Source organism: Sphingopyxis sp. KK2 (assembly GCF_001990265.1).
GTDB lineage: Bacteria > Pseudomonadota > Alphaproteobacteria > Sphingomonadales > Sphingomonadaceae > Sphingopyxis.
This window is the reverse complement of sequence record NZ_LYVN01000084.1, coordinates 1-17438: the sequence shown is the minus strand read 5'-3', so window position 1 is coordinate 17438 and position 17438 is coordinate 1. Positions and strand designations below refer to the sequence as shown.

General features: G+C 65.1%; 17 protein-coding genes. 12 read left to right on the top strand and 5 right to left on the bottom strand.

Annotation, left to right across the window (positions count from 1 at the left end):
- Positions 1–518 (bottom strand): toll/interleukin-1 receptor domain-containing protein (locus B1A78_RS14175; protein ID WP_179102054.1); only part of this gene is annotated, 518 nt, incomplete at its 3' end.
- Positions 519–715: 197 nt separating this feature from the next.
- On the opposite strand from B1A78_RS14175, the gene B1A78_RS14170 reads away from it, so the two are divergent.
- Positions 716–2965 (top strand): TonB-dependent hemoglobin/transferrin/lactoferrin family receptor, encoded by a 2250-nt coding sequence (locus B1A78_RS14170; protein ID WP_372236882.1) that lies wholly within the window; start codon positions 716–718, stop codon positions 2963–2965.
- Positions 2966–2985: 20 nt separating this feature from the next.
- The gene (locus B1A78_RS14165; RefSeq protein ID WP_077147581.1) at positions 2986–3966 is read left to right on the top strand and encodes a DUF6607 family protein; all 981 of its coding nucleotides are present in this window, start codon (positions 2986–2988) and stop codon (positions 3964–3966) included.
- 66 nt (positions 3967–4032) lie between these two features.
- On the opposite strand, the gene B1A78_RS14160 is transcribed toward B1A78_RS14165, so the two are convergent.
- Positions 4033–4413 (bottom strand): DoxX family protein, encoded by a 381-nt coding sequence (locus tag B1A78_RS14160; RefSeq protein WP_077147580.1) that lies wholly within the window; start codon positions 4411–4413, stop codon positions 4033–4035.
- A 203-nt stretch (positions 4414–4616) separates the two neighbouring features.
- On the opposite strand from B1A78_RS14160, the gene B1A78_RS14155 reads away from it, so the two are divergent.
- The 9 genes from B1A78_RS14155 to B1A78_RS14115 all read left to right on the top strand — a co-directional run bounded on the left by B1A78_RS14155 (position 4617) and on the right by B1A78_RS14115 (position 12812).
- Positions 4617–5072: a carboxymuconolactone decarboxylase family protein gene (locus tag B1A78_RS14155; RefSeq protein ID WP_077147579.1), complete on the top strand. Its 456-nt coding sequence runs from the start codon at positions 4617–4619 to the stop codon at positions 5070–5072.
- Complete coding sequence (locus tag B1A78_RS14150) at positions 5072–5947, top strand: sigma-70 family RNA polymerase sigma factor (protein WP_077147578.1); 876 nt, start codon at positions 5072–5074, stop codon at positions 5945–5947. The genes B1A78_RS14155 and B1A78_RS14150 overlap by 1 nt, the downstream gene beginning before the upstream one ends.
- A 40-nt stretch (positions 5948–5987) precedes the next feature.
- Positions 5988–6494 carry an rRNA maturation RNase YbeY gene (ybeY, locus tag B1A78_RS14145; protein ID WP_077147577.1) on the top strand — a complete coding sequence of 169 codons (507 nt, stop codon included), beginning with the start codon at positions 5988–5990 and terminating at the stop codon, positions 6492–6494.
- Positions 6495–6513: 19 nt separating this feature from the next.
- Positions 6514–7452 (top strand): hemolysin family protein, encoded by a 939-nt coding sequence (locus tag B1A78_RS14140; protein WP_077147576.1) that lies wholly within the window; start codon positions 6514–6516, stop codon positions 7450–7452.
- 38 nt (positions 7453–7490) lie between these two features.
- Complete coding sequence (locus B1A78_RS14135; RefSeq protein ID WP_077147575.1) at positions 7491–8645, top strand: glycosyltransferase family 1 protein; 1155 nt, start codon at positions 7491–7493, stop codon at positions 8643–8645.
- 6 nt (positions 8646–8651) lie between these two features.
- Positions 8652–9971 carry a replication-associated recombination protein A gene (locus B1A78_RS14130; protein ID WP_083734182.1) on the top strand — a complete coding sequence of 440 codons (1320 nt, stop codon included), beginning with the start codon at positions 8652–8654 and terminating at the stop codon, positions 9969–9971.
- Positions 9972–10289: 318 nt separating this feature from the next.
- On the top strand, positions 10290–11033 hold the full coding sequence (locus tag B1A78_RS14125; RefSeq protein ID WP_077147574.1) for a hypothetical protein: 744 nt from the start codon (positions 10290–10292) through the stop codon (positions 11031–11033).
- On the top strand, positions 11030–11413 hold the full coding sequence (locus tag B1A78_RS14120) for an MmcQ/YjbR family DNA-binding protein (protein ID WP_256838373.1): 384 nt from the start codon (positions 11030–11032) through the stop codon (positions 11411–11413). Before B1A78_RS14125 ends, B1A78_RS14120 begins: the two co-directional genes overlap by 4 nt.
- Before the next feature lies 1 nt (position 11414).
- On the top strand, positions 11415–12812 hold the full coding sequence (locus B1A78_RS14115) for a serine hydrolase (RefSeq protein ID WP_077147573.1): 1398 nt from the start codon (positions 11415–11417) through the stop codon (positions 12810–12812).
- Here the strand turns inward: B1A78_RS14115 and B1A78_RS14110 are convergent.
- Positions 12809–13219, bottom strand: a complete 411-nt coding sequence (locus B1A78_RS14110; RefSeq protein WP_077147572.1) for a GFA family protein — start codon at positions 13217–13219, stop codon at positions 12809–12811. The genes B1A78_RS14115 and B1A78_RS14110 overlap by 4 nt on opposite strands.
- 184 nt (positions 13220–13403) lie before the next feature.
- Here B1A78_RS14110 and B1A78_RS14105 point away from each other — a divergent pair, with 184 nt between their 5' ends.
- Complete coding sequence (locus B1A78_RS14105) at positions 13404–14372, top strand: phosphatase PAP2 family protein (RefSeq protein WP_077147571.1); 969 nt, start codon at positions 13404–13406, stop codon at positions 14370–14372.
- Between the two features lie 19 nt (positions 14373–14391).
- Here the strand turns inward: B1A78_RS14105 and ptsP are convergent, their stop codons facing one another.
- Positions 14392–16686 (bottom strand): phosphoenolpyruvate--protein phosphotransferase, encoded by a 2295-nt coding sequence (gene ptsP / locus B1A78_RS14100; RefSeq protein WP_077147570.1) that lies wholly within the window; start codon positions 16684–16686, stop codon positions 14392–14394.
- Between the two features lie 57 nt (positions 16687–16743).
- Entirely contained in the window at positions 16744–17364 is a 621-nt protein-coding gene (locus B1A78_RS14095; protein WP_256838370.1) for a hypothetical protein, read from the bottom strand.
- Positions 17365–17438: the final 74 nt, after the last annotated feature.

Genomic DNA, 17438 nt, shown 5'->3' with positions numbered 1-17438 from the left:
AGCAGCAGCAGCGCGAGCACCGCGCCGCCGGTGCCCGCGCGCACCAACGCATTATTCCAGTTCAGCCCTGCGGCACCGCGCGGCTTGACCGAGCGATAGTCGCGCGCGTCGGTGACGCCCGACACCAGCTGGCTCACCACATCGCCGAGCCGCGAAATATGGTCCTCGACCGGCGGCGACAGCGCGTCGAGCCAGTGGGGGACGCTCATGAAATATTCGAGGCTGCGCTCGGGGACGACGTCCTCGATGCGAAAGGGGATGATCGGCAGCCCGAGATGCACCGCGCGCTCGACCTCGCGCAATATCTGCGGCGAGGTGTTGGCGTGCTGCGAAAAGACGAGGACGAAGACGCGCGCGCCTTTCAGCCCGGTGATGATCGCCTCGCCCCATTCGGTGCCGGGCAATATGTCGCGCGGCGCGATCCAGCAACGATGGCCGCGTTCCTCGAGCAGCGCGCACACCATGTTCGCGATGGTGCGGTCCTTCGACGAATAGCTGATGAAGACCTCTGCCGCCATCGGTCCTGTCCCCCCGACCACCATCATGCCGCGCCGGGCGGGGGAGGGCAATGCGTTAGTTCCCCCGCGAACTTGGCGGCGTGCGGTCCCGTGCAGATACGCAAACGATTCTCAATAGCATAATGCTTGACCGCCGCGCCCTTGCTGTTATGGCGCCGCTATTGCGAGTCAGTCGCAAACTGCCAAGGGGAATAAAATTGACTATCCAGCGTTCGTCCGTCTCCCGTCTTGCTGCGGGTACCGCGCTCGGCATCGCGCTCGCCGCGACCGCGCAGCCCGCGATGGCGCAGGACAATGACGGCGAATATTGGGCCGCGCGCAAGAACCAGATCGTCGTCACCGCAACGCGCACCGAAAAGAGCGTCGAGGATGTGCCGCTGACCGTCTCGCTGATCACCGAAGAGCAGATTGCCAACGAACTGGCGACCGACATTCGCGACCTCATCCGTTTCGAACCCGGCGTCAGCGTCCAGCGCCAGCCCGCGCGTTTCGGCGCCGCACTCGGTGCCACGGGCCGCGCGGGCAACGACAGCTTCAATATTCGCGGCATCGGCAGCAACCGCGTGCTGATCCAGGTCGATGGCGTGCGCGTCCCCGATGGTTTCAGCTTCGGCGCGCAGGCCGCGGGCCGCGGCGACTATGTCGACCTCGGTCTCGTCAAGTCGGTCGAAATCCTGCGCGGTCCCTCGTCGGCGCTCTACGGCAGCGATGGCCTTGCCGGCGCGGTGAGCTTCGTCACCAGCGACCCCGCCGATTTCCTGACCGGCGGCAAGTCGGTCGGCGGACTCGTGCGCGGTGCATACAGCAGCGCCGACGACGAATTCAGCGAAACGGCGATCATCGCAGGCCGCAGCGGCGACTGGTCGGTGATGGCCGCTTATACCCGGCGCGACTGGAAGGAACTCGACAACAAGGGAACCGTCGGCGGCACCGGCGCTGCGCGTACCGAGCCCAATCCGCAGGATGGCAAATCGAACGCGGCGCTGGCGCGGATCGTCTATGATCCCGCCAATGGCCACAAGCTGCGGCTGACCGGCGAATATCTCGACACCCATCTCTATACCAACGGGCTGACGGGGATCACCACCACGGTCGATCGGCTCGAAGGCTTCGATAGCGGCGAGCGCAAGCGCGTGTCGCTCGACTGGAGTTGGGAAGGCGAGGGGATGATCGATTTCGCCCGCGTCGCGCTCTACTGGCAGGATGGCGAGGACAATCAGTACACCGAGGAAGACCGTACGCCGGCCGCCGATCGCACGCGCCTCAACACCTTCGAGAACCGCGTGATCGGTGCCGCCGCCGACGCGCGCGCCGATTTCGCCACCGGGGCGATCACGCACCGGCTCGTCTTCGGCGGCGACATCAGCAAGACGCGCCAGCGCGGCCTGCGCGACGGCACCATTCCCCCGGCGGGCGAGGTCTTCCCGACCCGTGCCTTCCCGAGCACCGATTTCACCCGCGCCGGCCTGTTCGTCGGCGACGAGATCGCGATCGCCGACGGCGCGCTGACGCTCTACCCCGCGCTGCGCTTCGACTGGTACGAGCTGTCGCCCGATAACGACCCGCTGCTGCCGACCTTCGCGGGTGCGGGGCAGGACGGCTCGCGCGTCTCGCCGAAATTCGGCGCGGTGTGGAAAATCACCGACCAGGTCCGGCTGTTCGCCAATTATGCGACCGGCTTCAAGGCGCCCGAGCCGGGGCAGGTGAACCAGTTCTTCGAAAATCTGGCCTTTGGCTACACCTCGGCGCCCAACCCCGATCTCGGCCCCGAACGCAGCGAAAGCTTCGAGGGCGGGGTGCGGTTTTCGAGCGACAATGTCAGCCTCGATCTCACCGCCTTCACCTCGCGTTACAAGGATTTCATCAGCCAGGAAGTGGTGAGCGGCAGCTTCACCCCCGCCGATCCGGCGGTCTATCAATTCGTGAATCTCGATCGTGTCCGGGTCAAGGGGGCCGAGGCACGCTTCGAGGGGCGAGCGTCGTCCGGCCTCTATACGACGCTCGCCCTATCCTATGCGACGGGTGACGTGATCGAGCCCAATGGCGCGCGCACTCCGCTGTCGACAATCGACCCGCTCAAGCTTGTGGCGGGGGTCGGCTATCGCGACACCGACGGACGCTTCGGGGGCCAGATCATCATGACGCACAGCGCGCGCAAGGAAGCGTCGCGGACCGACGGCGTCTGCACCCCGCAATGCTATCGCTCCGATGCCTTCACCATCCTCGACGCAACCGCCTTCGTACGGATCATGGACGGGCTGACGTTGCGCGCGGGCGTCTTCAACATCCTCGACAAGAAATATAGCTGGTGGAGCGACGTGCGCGGTCTCGCGCTCGTCTCGTCGGTCCCCGCGACCGTGCCGGTAACGCTCGTCCCGCCGGCGAGCGCCGACGCCTATACCCAGCCTGGCCGCAACGCGAGCGTGTCGCTCAGCTTCCGCTTCTGATCACAAGAAGGACTGCACCGATGAAAAACACCTATCGCTCGCTGGCCGCCGGCCTGTTGCTGCTCTCGGCCGCGCTGCCGGTCGCGGCGCTGGCCCACCCGCCGATCGCGGCGGACGCCGCGGCTGCCAATTTCGAACAGGACCGCGCCGACATCCTTGCGATGGCGGGCAATTACCGCGTCAGCTTCAACATGCAGGAATCGACGCGCTGGGACCCGGATTACGAAGTCCTCGAACCCAAGCGTTCGGGCGGCAACGAGGTCGTGCGCGTGATCGAAGATACGGGTCGCGTGATCCGCTTGCAGCATATGCTCGTCATCACCGGCGACGACGACAAGAGCATGATCATCAAGCATTGGCGCCAGGACTGGGAATATGAACCCGCCAAGGTGCTCGTCTATTCGGACCGCAACAGCTGGACGTGGGAGGATGTCCCCGAAAAGATGCGCACCGGCCGCTGGTCGCAGACCGTCTATCAGGTCGACGACAGCCCGCGTTACGGCGGCTGGGGACAGTTCGAGACGCAGGCGGGCATCCGCCGCTGGCGCTCGAACTGGACGTGGCGCCCGCTCGCGCGCCGCGATGCCGTGCGCAATCCGGTCTACGACCGCTATTATTCGATCAATCGCCAACAGCCATCGCCCGACGGCTGGGTCCATTGGCAGGACAACACGAAGATGGGGATCAAGGACGGCAAGCTGGTCCCGATCGTCCAGGAATATGTCCTCAACACCTATATCAAATACGACCAGTATGATGTGAAGGCGGCCGACGATTATTGGGCCGCGACCAAGGACTATTGGGCTGCCGTCCGCGCCGAATGGGACCGCGTCGCTTTGGCCAAGGGCGGCATCGCGATCCAGGAGGAAGCGCAGACGGGCACCGTGATCAGCGGCCGCCTGCTCGATATGGCGAACGAGATCCAGGACAAGACGCTGACGACCGCGAAGGCGATCGAGGAAGCGAAGAAGCTGATCGAGACGAACACGCGCAAGCTTTGACGACCTTCACCATGTGAAGCCCGCAACTGCAGGGGCGGCTCCGCAAGGGGCTGCCCCATTTTTTGCCTATTTTTTCATCGCCCCGTCAGCGCTCCAGATACCCGCGCCGCGCGTTGCGATGAACAGGAAGAGGAAGCAGTAAAGCGCGATCGTCTCGCCGCCATTGGCGATCGGGAAGGGGCCTTGCGTGCCATGCGCGACCCAATAGCCGACCGCCGACATGCCGCTGGCGATGAAGGCGGCGGGGCGGGTAAAGACGCCGATGACGATCATGATGCCCGCGACGAGTTCGATGATCCCCGCCGCGGTCAGCATCGGGTTCAGCGGATAGGGAAAGGGCGCGGGGAAGTTCAGGAACTTCTGTACACCATGTGCCATGAACAACAGGCCCGCGACGATGCGCAGCAGTGCATAGGCCTGTTCGCTATAGCCATCGAGAAATTTCATGACGCTCCCCCCTCGCTTGGTGAATGATGGTTACTGCTACGCCAGCTTTCGGGTGTGGCAAAGCGTGATTGTCGCAACCCAGTGTTTCTCATTGACCATGCGCCAGCCAAAAAATCCTCGCAGCGAAACTTTTTTCGCGTCGCATGTCACATCGGCCGGCGCCGCTTCGTCAAGTCTGCACAACCCAAGCAAGGAGACAGACGATGATCAAGGTAACCGACCCCTTCGCCGCCGCGCCGCAGCTGATGAAGCAGTGGATGGCGCTTTCGCTCGCCGTGCAGGATAGCCTCGAACCGAGCCTGATCGAACTGGTGAAGATCCGTTCGTCGATCCTCAACGGCTGCGCCAACTGCATCAACATGCACACGACTGAGGCGCGCGCCAAGGGCGAGACCGAGCAGCGCATCTATTTGTTGTCGGCCTGGCACGAAGCCCCGGTCTATACGCCCCGCGAACGTGCCGCGCTCGCCTGGACCGACGCCTTGACCACGGTCGCAAAGGGCCACACACAAAAGGCGGTGAAGGACGAACTCGAAGCGCATTTCACGCCGGAGGAACAGGTGAAGCTGACCCTGATGATCAATGTCATCAACGGCTGGAACCGCATCGCGGTCGGCTTCGACCTCTGGTACGACATGCCCGCGGCGAAGGCGGCCTGATGTCGGCCGGGGGCATCCAGGGCGCCAGTGATGCGGCGGACGCGGCGGCGGGTTTCGACCCGCTGCGTCCGCTCCTCACCCGCGTCGCCTATCGCATGCTCGGCTCGGTCGCCGATGCCGAGGATGTGGTGCAGGATGCCTTCATCCGCTGGCTCGGCACCGACCGCAGCCAGGTGCGTGAACCCGCCGCTTTCCTCCGCCGCACCGTGACGCGGCTCTGCCTCGACCAGATCAAGTCGGCGAAGAACCGGCGCGAGACCTATGTCGGTCCCTGGCTTCCCGACCCGCTGGTCGAGGAGGAGGAAGAGGACGACGTAACCCTGCCGCTGATGCTGGCGCTCGAACGGCTGTCGCCGCTCGAACGCGCCGCCTTCCTTCTCCACGACGTCTTCGGCGTCGGTTTCGACGAGGTCGCGAAGACGATCGACCGCGACCCCGCCGCGACGCGTCAGCTCGCGGCACGCGCTCGCACCCATGTCCGCGACGCGCGCCCGCGCTACAAGCTCGAGAAGGAACAGGGGCTCGAAATCGCCAATGCTTTCTTCGCGGCGTCGCGTAGCGGCGACATGGGTGCGCTCGGCGCGCTGCTCGCCGCCGATGTCGGCATGTGGGCCGACGGCGGCGGCAAGCGTCCCGCCGCGATGGGGCCGGTCATGGGCCACGACATCGTGCTGAAGCTGCACCGCAGCCTCGCCGTGCTGTTTGGAAAATATGGCTCTACGCTGGTCCATACCGGCACGATCAACGGGCTGCCGGGCTTTGTCACCCGCGAGGCCGACGGCGAGTTCCAGACGACCGCGCTCGAGATCGAGGACGGCAAGGTCACGGCAATCTATGTGATGCGCAATCCCGACAAGCTGAAGCATATGCATTAGGACTGTGCAACATCGGCGCTTGCCGATAGTTGCGAGGCTGATGCTGACCGTCGAAACTTATTCCGCCACCCCCTGGCCCGACCCGCTCGATTGGGAGGTGCGCGCCGCCGATGCGGTGGCCGCTGCGCTGGCGCTGACCCCTTTTGCGGGCCTCGCCGATGCTGCGCCGCTGGTCGAGGTGTCGGTGCGGCTGACCGACGATGCTGAGGTCCACACGCTCAACCGCGATTTTCGCGGTAAGGACAAGCCAACCAACGTGCTTTCCTTTCCGCAAGTGCAGCAGGATCTGCTCGAAGGACTCGCGAACAGCGACGACGGTGAAATCCTGCTCGGCGACATCGTGCTGGCGCGCGAAACCTGCGCGCGCGAGGCCGAGGAAAAGGGCATCGCGCTGGCGGATCACGCCACGCACCTGATCGTCCATGGCACGCTCCACCTCGTCGGTTACGACCATATGGACGATGCGAGCGCGGGCGCTATGGAGGCGCTCGAAGTGAAAGCGCTTGCATCGCTGGGCCTCGCCAATCCATATGCGGACGACATTTAACAGGGAAACCCAGACGACCATGCCCGACGACCAGGGATCTTCGAACCGATCGGAAGAGGACAGTAGTAGATCCGGACTGTTGTCCGGGCTGAAGACATTGCTGTTCGGCGGCGACAAGGAACCGTCGCTGCGCGAGCAGATCGAAGAGGTCATCGACGAGGCCGAGGAAGACGGGCCGGAACGCCGCGGCAGCAGCGTCGTCGGCGACCTGTCGCCGATCGAGCGCAAAATGGTCCGCAATCTCCTCCATTTCGGCCAGCAGACCGTCGACGATGTCGCGGTGCCGCGCGGCGAAATCATCGCGATTGCTGAGAGCGCGAGCTTCGACGAGGTCGTCGCTATCTTTGCCGACGCCGGGCACAGCCGTCTGCCGGTCTATCGCGAGACGCTCGATGAGGTCGTGGGCATGATCCACGTCAAGGACGTGTTCGCGGTGCTTGCCGAGAAACGCGACCCGCCGCCGTTGCTCGACCTGATCCGCCAGCCGCTCTATGTCCCGCAGTCGATGGACGCGCTCGACCTGCTCGCCGACATGCGCGCCAAGCGCACGCACCTCGCCATCGTGATCGACGAATATTCGGGGACCGAGGGCCTCGTCACCTTCGAGGATCTGGTCGAGGAGATCGTCGGCGAGGTCGAGGACGAGCATGACGACGAGCCCGTCGAACTGTTCAGCCCTGGCGCCGACGGCTGCTGGGACGCCGATGCGCGCGCCGAACTCGACGACATCGGCGAGGCGATCGACCCGCGGCTTGCCGAGGTCGAGGAAGATGTCGACACGCTGGGCGGCTTGTCCGCGGTGCTCGCGGGGCATGTCCCCGAGGTCGGCGAAATCCTGCTCCACCCGAGCGGCTGGCGTATCGAGGTAACCGAGGCCGACGAGCGCCGCGTCCACCGGCTGCGCCTGCATCCGCCGGTCGTGGTTGAACTCGAAGCGCCGTCGGAGACCGGCGACTGAGATTGAATTTGCTCGTCTAGGGGTCTAGCGGGGGCCGGATGGAAGTTTCCGATCTCCGCATCGCGCTCTTCAGCGGCAATTACAACATGACCGTCGATGGCGCGAACAAGGCGCTGAACCGGCTCGTCGGCTATCTGCTGAGCGAGGGCGCCGCCGTGCGCGTCTATTCCCCGACCGTCCCGAATCCCGATTTCGAGCCGACCGGCGACCTGGTCAGCGTGCCGTCGATGGCGATCCCGAACCGCCCCGAATATCGCATTCCGCTCCATTTCTCGAGCAGGGTGCGCGAGGACCTGGCCGCCTTCGCGCCCAACGTCATGCATATATCGAGCCCCGACCGTGTCTGCCGCCAGGCCGCGGCCTGGGCGCGCCGCCGCCGGCTGCCGGTCGCCTGTTCGGTGCACACGCGCTTCGAAACCTATTTCCGCTATTATAACCTGTCCTTCGTCGAGCCGCTGATCGTCGCCTGGCTGCGCAAGCTCTATCGCAAATGCGATGCGCTGATCGCGCCGTCCGAAAGCTTTGCGCAGGTGCTGCGCGAACAGCGGATGAATTACGATATCGGCATCTGGGCACGCGGCGTCGAGCGCGACATCTTCAACCCCGAGCGCCGCGACATGGGCTGGCGGCAGGGGCTGGGCATCGCCGACGATGTGCCGGTCATCGCCTTCCTCGGCCGGCTGGTGATGGAAAAGGGGCTCGACGTCTTCGCCGACGCGATCGACGTGCTCAATCGCCGCAAGGTGAAGCATGAGGTGGTGGTGATCGGCGAAGGCCCCGCCGGCGAGTGGTTCGAATCGCGCCTGCCGCAGGCGAAGTTCGTCGGCTTCCAGGGCGGCGAGGACCTCGCGCGCGCGCTCGCGTCGTGCGACGTCTTCTTCAACCCTTCGGTCACCGAAACCTTCGGCAATGTTACGCTGGAAGCGATGGCGTGCGGGTTACCGGTTGTTGCGGCGCGCGCGACGGGCAGCGCAAGCATCGTCAAACATGGGGTGACGGGCCATCTCGTCGCGCCCGGGCAGATCACCGGCTTTGCCGATCATCTCCAGCATTATTGCCAGAACCTCGACTTGCGGGCGCGGCACGGTGCTGCGGCGCTCGTCGAAAGTCAGCAATATCAATGGGACGCAATCAATCAGACCGTTGCCGACACCTATGTGCGGCTGATCCGGCAGAAGCAGCGGCGGAGATAGGCGGTCGTGGCGGGCGACCTGTTCGGTGACGATGCGCCGGTGACGACCGTCGGCGGCCCGACCGGAACGGCGCCGCTGGCCGAACGGCTGCGCCCCAAAGACCTCGGCGAAGTCGTCGGGCAGGAACATCTGACCGGACCCGACGGTGCGATCGGGCGTATGGTCGCCGCCGGGCAATTGTCGTCGATCATCCTGTGGGGGCCGCCCGGCACCGGCAAGACAACCATCGCGCGGCTGCTCGCCGAGGCAGTCGATATGCGCTTCGCGCCGCTGTCGGCGGTCTTTTCTGGCGTCGCGGACCTTAAGAAGGTCTTCGCCGATGCCGAGAAGATGGCGGCGGCGGGCAAGCGCACCTTGCTCTTCGTCGACGAGATCCACCGGTTCAATCGCGCGCAGCAGGATGGTTTCCTGCCCTATGTCGAGCGCGGCACCGTCGTGCTCGTCGGCGCGACGACCGAGAATCCGAGCTTCGCGCTGAATGCCGCATTGCTCAGTCGCGCGCAGGTGCTGGTCCTTCACCGGCTCGACCAGGAGGCTATGGCGACCTTGCTGACCCGTGCCGAAGCCGAGGTCGGCAAGCTGCTGCCGCTGACCGATGCGGCGCGCGAAGCGCTGACCGCGAGCGCCGACGGCGACGGGCGCTTCCTGCTCAACCAGGTCGAGACATTGTTCGCGGCGGGCATCGCCGAGCCGCTCGATCCGGCGGGGCTCGCGCAACTGCTTCATCGCCGTATGCCGGTCTATGACAAGGATCGCGACGGGCATTACAATCTGATCTCGGCGCTGCACAAGGCGCTGCGCGGATCGGACCCGCAGGCGGCGCTCTATTATATGGCGCGTATGCTCGTCGCGGGTGAGGAGCCGCTTTATGTGCTGCGGCGGCTCGTTCGCTTCGCGAGCGAGGATGTCGGACTCGCCGACCCGCAGGCACTGGTGCAATGCCTCGCCGCGAAGGATGCGTACCAGTTCCTCGGCTCGCCCGAGGGCGAACTCGCGATCGTGCAGGCGTGCCTCTATCTCGCCACCGCGCCCAAATCGAACGCGGCCTATGCCGCGCAGAAAGCGGCGTTCGCATCGGCGCGAGACACCGGCAGCCTCGCGCCGCCCGCGAACATTCTCAACGCCCCGACCAAGCTGATGAAGGAACTCGGCTATGGTGCGGGGTATGAATATGACCATGACGCCGAGGGCGGCTTTTCGGGCGCCGATTACTGGCCGGAAGAGATGGGGCCGCAGACCTTTTACCGCCCCACCGATCGCGGTTTCGAAAAGCGCATCGCCGAACGCATCGCCTGGTGGGACGAGCAGCGGAAGGCGCGCGGGTGAGGACGGCTTTAGCTGACCCCACACTGGGTTCCCGCTTTCGCGGGAGTGACAAGATAAGGGAGTGACCGCTACCGTCCGCTCGTCCCCGCAAAAACCGCTTTCCTAATAAATCCCGGCATGATCTACCTGTGGGATGACGGTTCTGCTCATCTCGAACCGCTTGCTGCTGGCCACAGCGGTCCACACCGGTCTTAAAGCGACAAAGGAGACATTTCGGATGCGTGCGTCCGTATCCTTTGTCTCCTTAAGGCGCGCTTGCCTCGGTCGCCGCTTCGCCCTAGCCATCTCATCGGGTCGCACCACGTCCGGGAAACAGCCATGTCTTTGACCTTCGCGCTCGCTGCCATCGCGACCCCCGTCATCTCGTGTCCGAGCGGTAGCGTCGAAAGCGAATGCAGCCGGGCCGACGTCGCGGGGAAGATTTCGCTCGCGCCGGAACGGATCGCGAAGATCGCCGACACCTGCCTCTATGATTTCGGCGGACGCTGCGGGGTCGAAGCGAGCGGACGGATCGAGGTGCCCGAGCGCGGCGGCACCCTGCTGTGGCAGAAATTGTCGCTTGCGCCGTGCGACGGGCCGGGTGCCTTGATGGTCGTGGTGGTCGCGCGCGATGCGGCGGGCAAGGCCTGGCTCGCGGGCTTTGCCGAGAGCAGCGGTTCGATCGGGACGCCTGACCTTGTCGCCAGCGACAGCGAACGCAGCCTCGTCCATGTCACCGGCACGCTTGCGGGTAGCGGCGCGGGCAATGCCGACGCGCTGTTCGCGGGAGCGGATGACAAGCCGGCATGGCGTCAGGTCGACCTCGAGAGCTGGTACGACGAAGCTAGCGCGATGCTTCCCAAGGGCTATTGGCTGCGTGGACCCGCCGACTTCATCTTTGCCGAGATGTTTGCGGTTGTTCCGATCGCGCGCGACGGCGATGGCAATTGCTGTCCGCGCGGCGGACAGGCGCTGTTCGACTTCTCGATCGTGGGCGACCGGCTGGTCGTCGACAGCATGCGCTTCCAGCCGATGCAGCCGGTCGGCGAGGCGGTGGAGCAGGTCGCGGTGCGCGCCAAGTGACCGAGACACTGATCGGGCACGGCGGCACGATACCGAAGTTCGACAGCTGGAACGATGTGGTCGCCTTTGCCTGCGCCTTGCCCGATGTCGAAATGGCGCCCTTTTATGGCACTCCCTGCCCGAAAGTGAACGGCAAGGCTTTCGTCTCGCCGGGACGCGGGGCGGGGAGCTTTCATGTCATGGCACCACATGAAGAAAAGGATATATTGCTTGAAACCGACCCCGAGACCTTTTGGCAGACCGCGCATTATGAGGGCTGGCCGGGGCTGCTCGTCCGTTTCGGCTCGCCCGATCCCGAACGTATCGCCGACGTCATTCGCCGTGCCTGGTGGGACCGCGCGAAAAAGCCGCAGCGCCAAGCTTTTGGCGAGCGTCCCTGAGATGCTGTCGCGTTGCATGCTCGGCATCGCGCTGGCCGCAGCGGCGCTACCCGCACAGGCGGCCGACGCCAATGCCGAGATCAACCGCGCCTGGGCTGCGGGCTATCGCGCGGCCTTCACCTGTTCGTCGTTGTGGAACGGCGCGGGCAAGTCGCTCGACGCGATCGAGCGCGACGAACTCACCGGCATCTATCCCGAGATCGAGGCCGATGTCCGCACGCTCAAGGCGGATGTCGACGACAAGGCGAAGAGCGTTTCGGTCCGCTACCGTGACGACATGCCGCCGCGCATCGCCGAATGGGACAGCCGCGAGGGATGCGTGACGCTGCCGATCGGTGCCGCGCCGCGCGACCGCAGTGACTATCGCCCCGGCCGGCCGAAGCTCGACGACAAAGCCTGGCCGCTCGGCGACAAGGACGCCCGCGCGCCGTTGCCGCGCGCGCCGACGCGCTACGAACGGGCGGTTATGGCCAGCGCTGAATTTGGCGGCCGCACCAGCGCGCTACTGATCGTCAAGGACGGCAGGATCGCGGTCGAACATTATCAGGACGGCCACGACATCCACACCGCGCAGCGGACCTTTTCGGTCGCGAAGTCGATGGCGGCGACGCTGATCGGCAACGCCGTTCTGGAGGGCGATATCGACGTCGCGAAGCCCGCGATGATCGCCGACTGGCAGGCGCCGGGCGACCCGCGCGCCGCGATCACCACCGAGCAATTGATGCGCATGGCGAGCGGCCTGACCAGCGATACCGCGGGCAATCGCAGCGACGCCATCTATATGGGCGGCGCGTCGGTACGCCAGTGGACGGTGCAATGGCCGCTGCTGAACCCGCCAGGAAGCACGTTCCGCTACGCCAACAACGACACGTTGCTCGCGGCCCAGTCGTTGAAAGCCGCGCGGCAAAGGGCGCTCGATGAACTTAATGCCAAATCGGCGATGATCCGGCGTGGCCCAGCGCTCGATCCGGTCGATTTCTTCGACCATCTGGGCATGACGCGCACCTTTATCGAGCATGACGTCGACGGCGATTATATATTGTCGAGCCAGGTGTGGACCAGCGCACGCGACCTCGCGCGGCTGGGGCTGCTCTACCAGAATGACGGTATGTGGCAGGGTCGCCGGCTTCTGCCTGAAAACTGGCGCAGCTTCGTCACCACGCCGAGCGGGCCGCAACCAGAGGGGCCTTTCGGTTATGGCGCAGGCTTCTGGCTGCTTAACAAGTCGGAGGGGATTCCCGCCGACGCGTTCGGCGCCTTCGGCAACCGCGGCCAATATGTCGTCGTCATCCCGTCGCGGCAGCTGGTGATCGTTCGCCAAGGCTATGACGACGACAAGAACCGGCTCGACATCGCGAAGCTGGTGCGTGCCGTCGTCGAGGCGGACGCAGCGCGCTAGCCCGGATAGCGCTCGAACGCGGGCAGGTCGTTCAGCGTCTCCATCCAGCCGATGCGCTCGGCGGTCTGGATCTGGATCTGCGCGGGGATCAGGTCGGGGTCGTCGAGCGTCGCCGACTGGACGTCGATCTGTTCCGGGAAGACCGCTTCGCTGGTGTAGAAGAGGCCGGTGCCGCAGTCGCCGCAGAAGTGGCGGCGGCCATGGTCCGAGGAGGCATAGATCTTGGGCGTGCCGGTGACTTCCAGCTCATCCTGGCCGACGAGCGCCCAGCCGACGAGCGGCGCGCCGGCATGGCGGCGGCAATCCTGGCAGTTGCACAGCGCATGGTGGACGACGGTGGTCGGCATCGAATAGCGGATGGCGCCGCAATGGCATTGGCCGGTGGCGCGGGCAGGGGTCTCGCTCATATCTCTCTCCTCGGCATGTGGAGTGAGAACATAACATAAACAAGATCGGCGTGACAATGATTTCGAGGTCGGCCGCCATCGGCGCTTTAGCGCTTCGTTAACCCTGATCTGGCAAGGAAATCCGGCGGGGAGAGCGTCCAGTAACGCGTTCGCTGCAGCGGACCAATTCCTGATGCGGTGAACCATGCGGCCCAGCCTTCGCAACCTTCCACCCGAGATCGTCATCGCCGGCGCGACCCTGGCGATCATGTTCGCCTTTTCGCTCGCCCTCGGGCTGCCGGTCGTGCTGCCCTCCGGCGACCGCGCGGCGTTCGTCGGCGTTCACTATCTCTATCCGTTGATAGGGGTGGCGCTGCTTGGCGCGATCACCTTCGTCGCGGGCAAGCGCGATGTCGCAATGAGTTTCCTCATCGCCCTGCCATGTTATGTCGTGATCCTTTTTGCGCACTTCAATCTGAAGCTGTGGATCCCGCACATCAATCCGGTCATGTTCGACGATTTCTATTGGGCTACCGACGAGCTTGTACGGCCGGTGGTCGACGCCTGCATCTATCTGCGTACCCACTTGTTTGGGTTCATCTCTTATGAATCCAACTTCTACATGATCTCGTTCATGGCGCTTTTCTACACAAGTTTCCTCTATCACGCAGTCAAGACGCCCAAGCAATTCCGTACCCTCGTCGTCTCGGTGCTGCTGGTTCAGGCGCTCGGCGCGCTTGCCTATCTGGTGGCACCTGCGATCGGGCCGTTCCTTTACGAACGCGGCGTCGATCCGGGCATCACCACGGGCCAGATGAGCATGCTGGAATTCTATCGGGGCTCGATCGATCACGGGCCGGCGTGGATTGCGCAGCATGGCGGCGCCAATTTCACTGTCGGCCTCGCGGCGATGCCGTCGCTGCACGCCGCCGGTGCCTTCCTCTTCTTCCTCTTCGCCTGGAGACACGGCCGGATACTCCTGCCGCTCTATTCGATGATCCTGTTTTTCATCCTCGTCACATCGATCGCCAGCCGCTGGCATTATGTCATCGACGTGCCCGTCGGCATCGCGCTGGCGTGGGCCTGTGTATGGATGGCCGAACGGATGACCGGCGAGGTCAAGAACAAGGCCGCCGACGAAGCCAGCGGTCCGGCGCTTCCGGTCGCCGCCTGACCCGGCCCACCGACGGCGATCAGTCGCCGAGATCTACCTGATGCGCCTTGGCCCAATCGGTATATTGCGCGCGCGGGGTCGATGTCGGCTGCGCGAGGATCGCCGGCATGTCGCGGCGTAGCGCTGCGAGATCGAGCGAGCGGATCATCGCCTTCACCGGTCCGACCCCGGCGGGGGTAATCGAAAGGCGCTCGATGCCGATGCCGAGCAGCGCCATGGCTTCCAAAGGACGCCCGCCCATTTCGCCGCAGACGCCCAGCCTCACCTTCGATCCCTGCACCGTTTTCACGACGCGCGACAGGAAGCGCATCACCGTCGGTGACAGCCAGTCGTAGCGTTCGGCGAGGCGCGGATGCGCGCGGTCGGCGGCGAAGAGGAATTGCGTGAGGTCGTTGGTGCCGATCGACAGGAAGTCGAGGTGCGGCAGCATCAGGTCGAGCGTTTCGGCGAGCCCCGGCACTTCGAGCATCGCACCATAGCGGATCGCGACGGGCAATTTCTTGTTGTGGCTCGCGAGCCAGGCGCGCTGGCCGACGAACAGCGCGCGCGCAGCTTCATATTCCCAGGGTTCGGACACCATCGGGAACATGACGTTGAGCGTCCGTCCGGCCGCCGCCTCCATCAGTGCGCGCGCCTGGACCTTGAGCAGCCCTTCGCGTTCGAGCGCGAGGCGCAGCGCGCGCCAACCCATCGCTGGATTTTCCTCGAGCGCCGTGTCGGTGTTCATATAGGGCAGCGCCTTGTCGCCGCCGATGTCCACGGTGCGGAAGATCACCGGGCGGTCGCCCGCCGCGTCGAGCACGTCGCGATAGAGGCGCTGCTGGCGCTCGCGCGACGGGAGGGTTGCCGACACGAGGAACTGGAATTCGGTACGGAACAGGCCGATACCGCGCGCGCCGGTGAGGTCGAGCGCGGCGATGTCTTCGCGCAGGCCCGCGTTGATCATCAGGTCGATCGGCACGCCGTCTTTGGTCACGGCGGGCAGGTCGCGCAGTGCGGCGAGATTGGCGCGGCGCTTTTGCGACACTTCGAGCTTGGCGTCGAAAGCGTCGTCGATCGACTGGGTGGGGCGCACATGCAGCGCGCCGTCGGCGGCGTCGAGGAGCAGCATATCGCCCTCGCGGATCACGGTCCGCACGTCGCGCACGCGCCCGAGTACGGGCACGCCCATCGCACGCGCAACGATGATGACATGCGCAGTGAGCGAACCTTCTTCGAGCACCACTCCCTTCAGGCGGCGCCGGTCATATTCGAGCAGTTCGGCGGGGCCGAGGTTGCGCGCGATCAGGATCGAATCCTGGCGTAGCCCCATCTGCGCTGCGGTGCCGAGTTGCCCCGACACGATGCGGATCAGCCGGTTCGACAGATCCTCGAGATCGTGCATGCGGTCGCGCAGCAGCGGGTCGTCGATCTGCCGCATCCGCATCCGGGTGCGCTGCTGGACGCGCTCGATCGCCGCCTCAGCGGTCAGGCCGCTGTCGATCGCTTCGTTGATCCGCCGCGACCAGCCCTCGTCATAGGCGAACATCTTGTACATCTCGAGCACTTCGTCATGCTCGCCGCCGACGCCGAATTCGGCCTGGCTCGCCATGCGGTCGATCTGTTCGCGCATCTTGTCGAAGGCGGCATAGACGCGGTGCCGCTCGGCTTCGGTATCCTCGGCGACCGTATGCTCGATGACGATGCGCGGCTGGTGGAACACCGCGACGCCGCGGCCCATGCCGTCGACCAGCTTTTGTCCGCTGAGCCGTTGGGTCGACTGGTCGGCCTCCGCGGCGTCGATGCGCGCGGTGGTATCAACGAGGTCGGCGTTGGCGATCAGCTCGGACAGCACCATCGCGACGGTTTGCAGCGTCTCGATCTCGATATCGTCATACCGGCGCGGGTCGGCGTGCTGCACGCAGAGCACGCCGACAGCGCGCTCGCGGCGGATGATCGGCACCCCGGCGAAGCTGTGGAACAATTCTTCGCCGGTTTCAGGGCGATAGGAGAAGTCGGGGTGTGCGGCGGCTTCATCGAGGTTCAGCGTCTCGATCTGCTCGGCGATCATGCCGACGAGGCCTTCGCCGAGGCCGAGGCGGGTGACGTGCACCGCCTCCTGCTTCAGCCCGCGCGTCGCATAAAGTTCGAGCGCGCCTTCGCGCAGCAGATAGATCGAGCAAACCTCGCTATCGAGGCATTCGCCGATAATGCCGACGACCTGGTTGAGCTTGCCCTGCGCATGGGTGCGCGCCGCCATCACCTCGTGCAGCCGCGTCAGGATCGTGCGCGCCGACTGGGCTGCTGTCGAGGGCGGAGGCGGGGCGTTGGTCATGTCCCGTCCGTGCTAACAATGCTGCGCCCCGACGCCAAGGGGCGCATGCAATATTTCCTAGCCGGCCGGATTGGTCCCCGGGGTCGCCGTCGGGCCATGGGTGGCGGTCGGCGCCGTCGTCGTCGGCGCATAGAGGACGCTGGGGTTGGTCGTCAGCGGCGCGGGCGCGCTCATGATCGGCGGCGGCGGCGCATATTTGGCGTCCCATTCCATCACGTCGAGCTGATATTTCGCATAGGCTTCGTAGAAATCGACGAAGGGTTGATCGAGCCGCGCGAGATGGCCCGGCGCCTGCGCGACGACGTCAGCGGCGGGGGTCGTCGAAACGATCTGGGCGATCTCGTTGGCGCGCACACAGAACTCGCGCTGCGCCGGCGGCTGCGCGAAATAGTTGAACAACTGCGTCGACAGGCGGTCGCGTTCCTTGACGCCGTTCGTCTTATTTTCCTTGCCGAGCTGCGTGATCACGCTCTTCTCGGTCGCCTTGATTGCCTTGCCATGCGCCTTGATGATCGTGTTGTAGGACGAGACGAGCGTCGCTTCCTCCAGACCGCGACAGCCGATCGCCGCGACGTTGAGCGCGATCTTCATCTGCCAGAAGGCGCGGTCGCCGGTGATATTGCTGTTCGCGGTGACGAAGCGGCCGTCCATCGCGCGGCCGGGCAGAATCTGGGTCAACGAAGCATTGCCAGGCGGCAGCGGCCGCGGCGGAACGATGATCACGACCGGCGGGGGTGGCGGTGGCGGAGGAG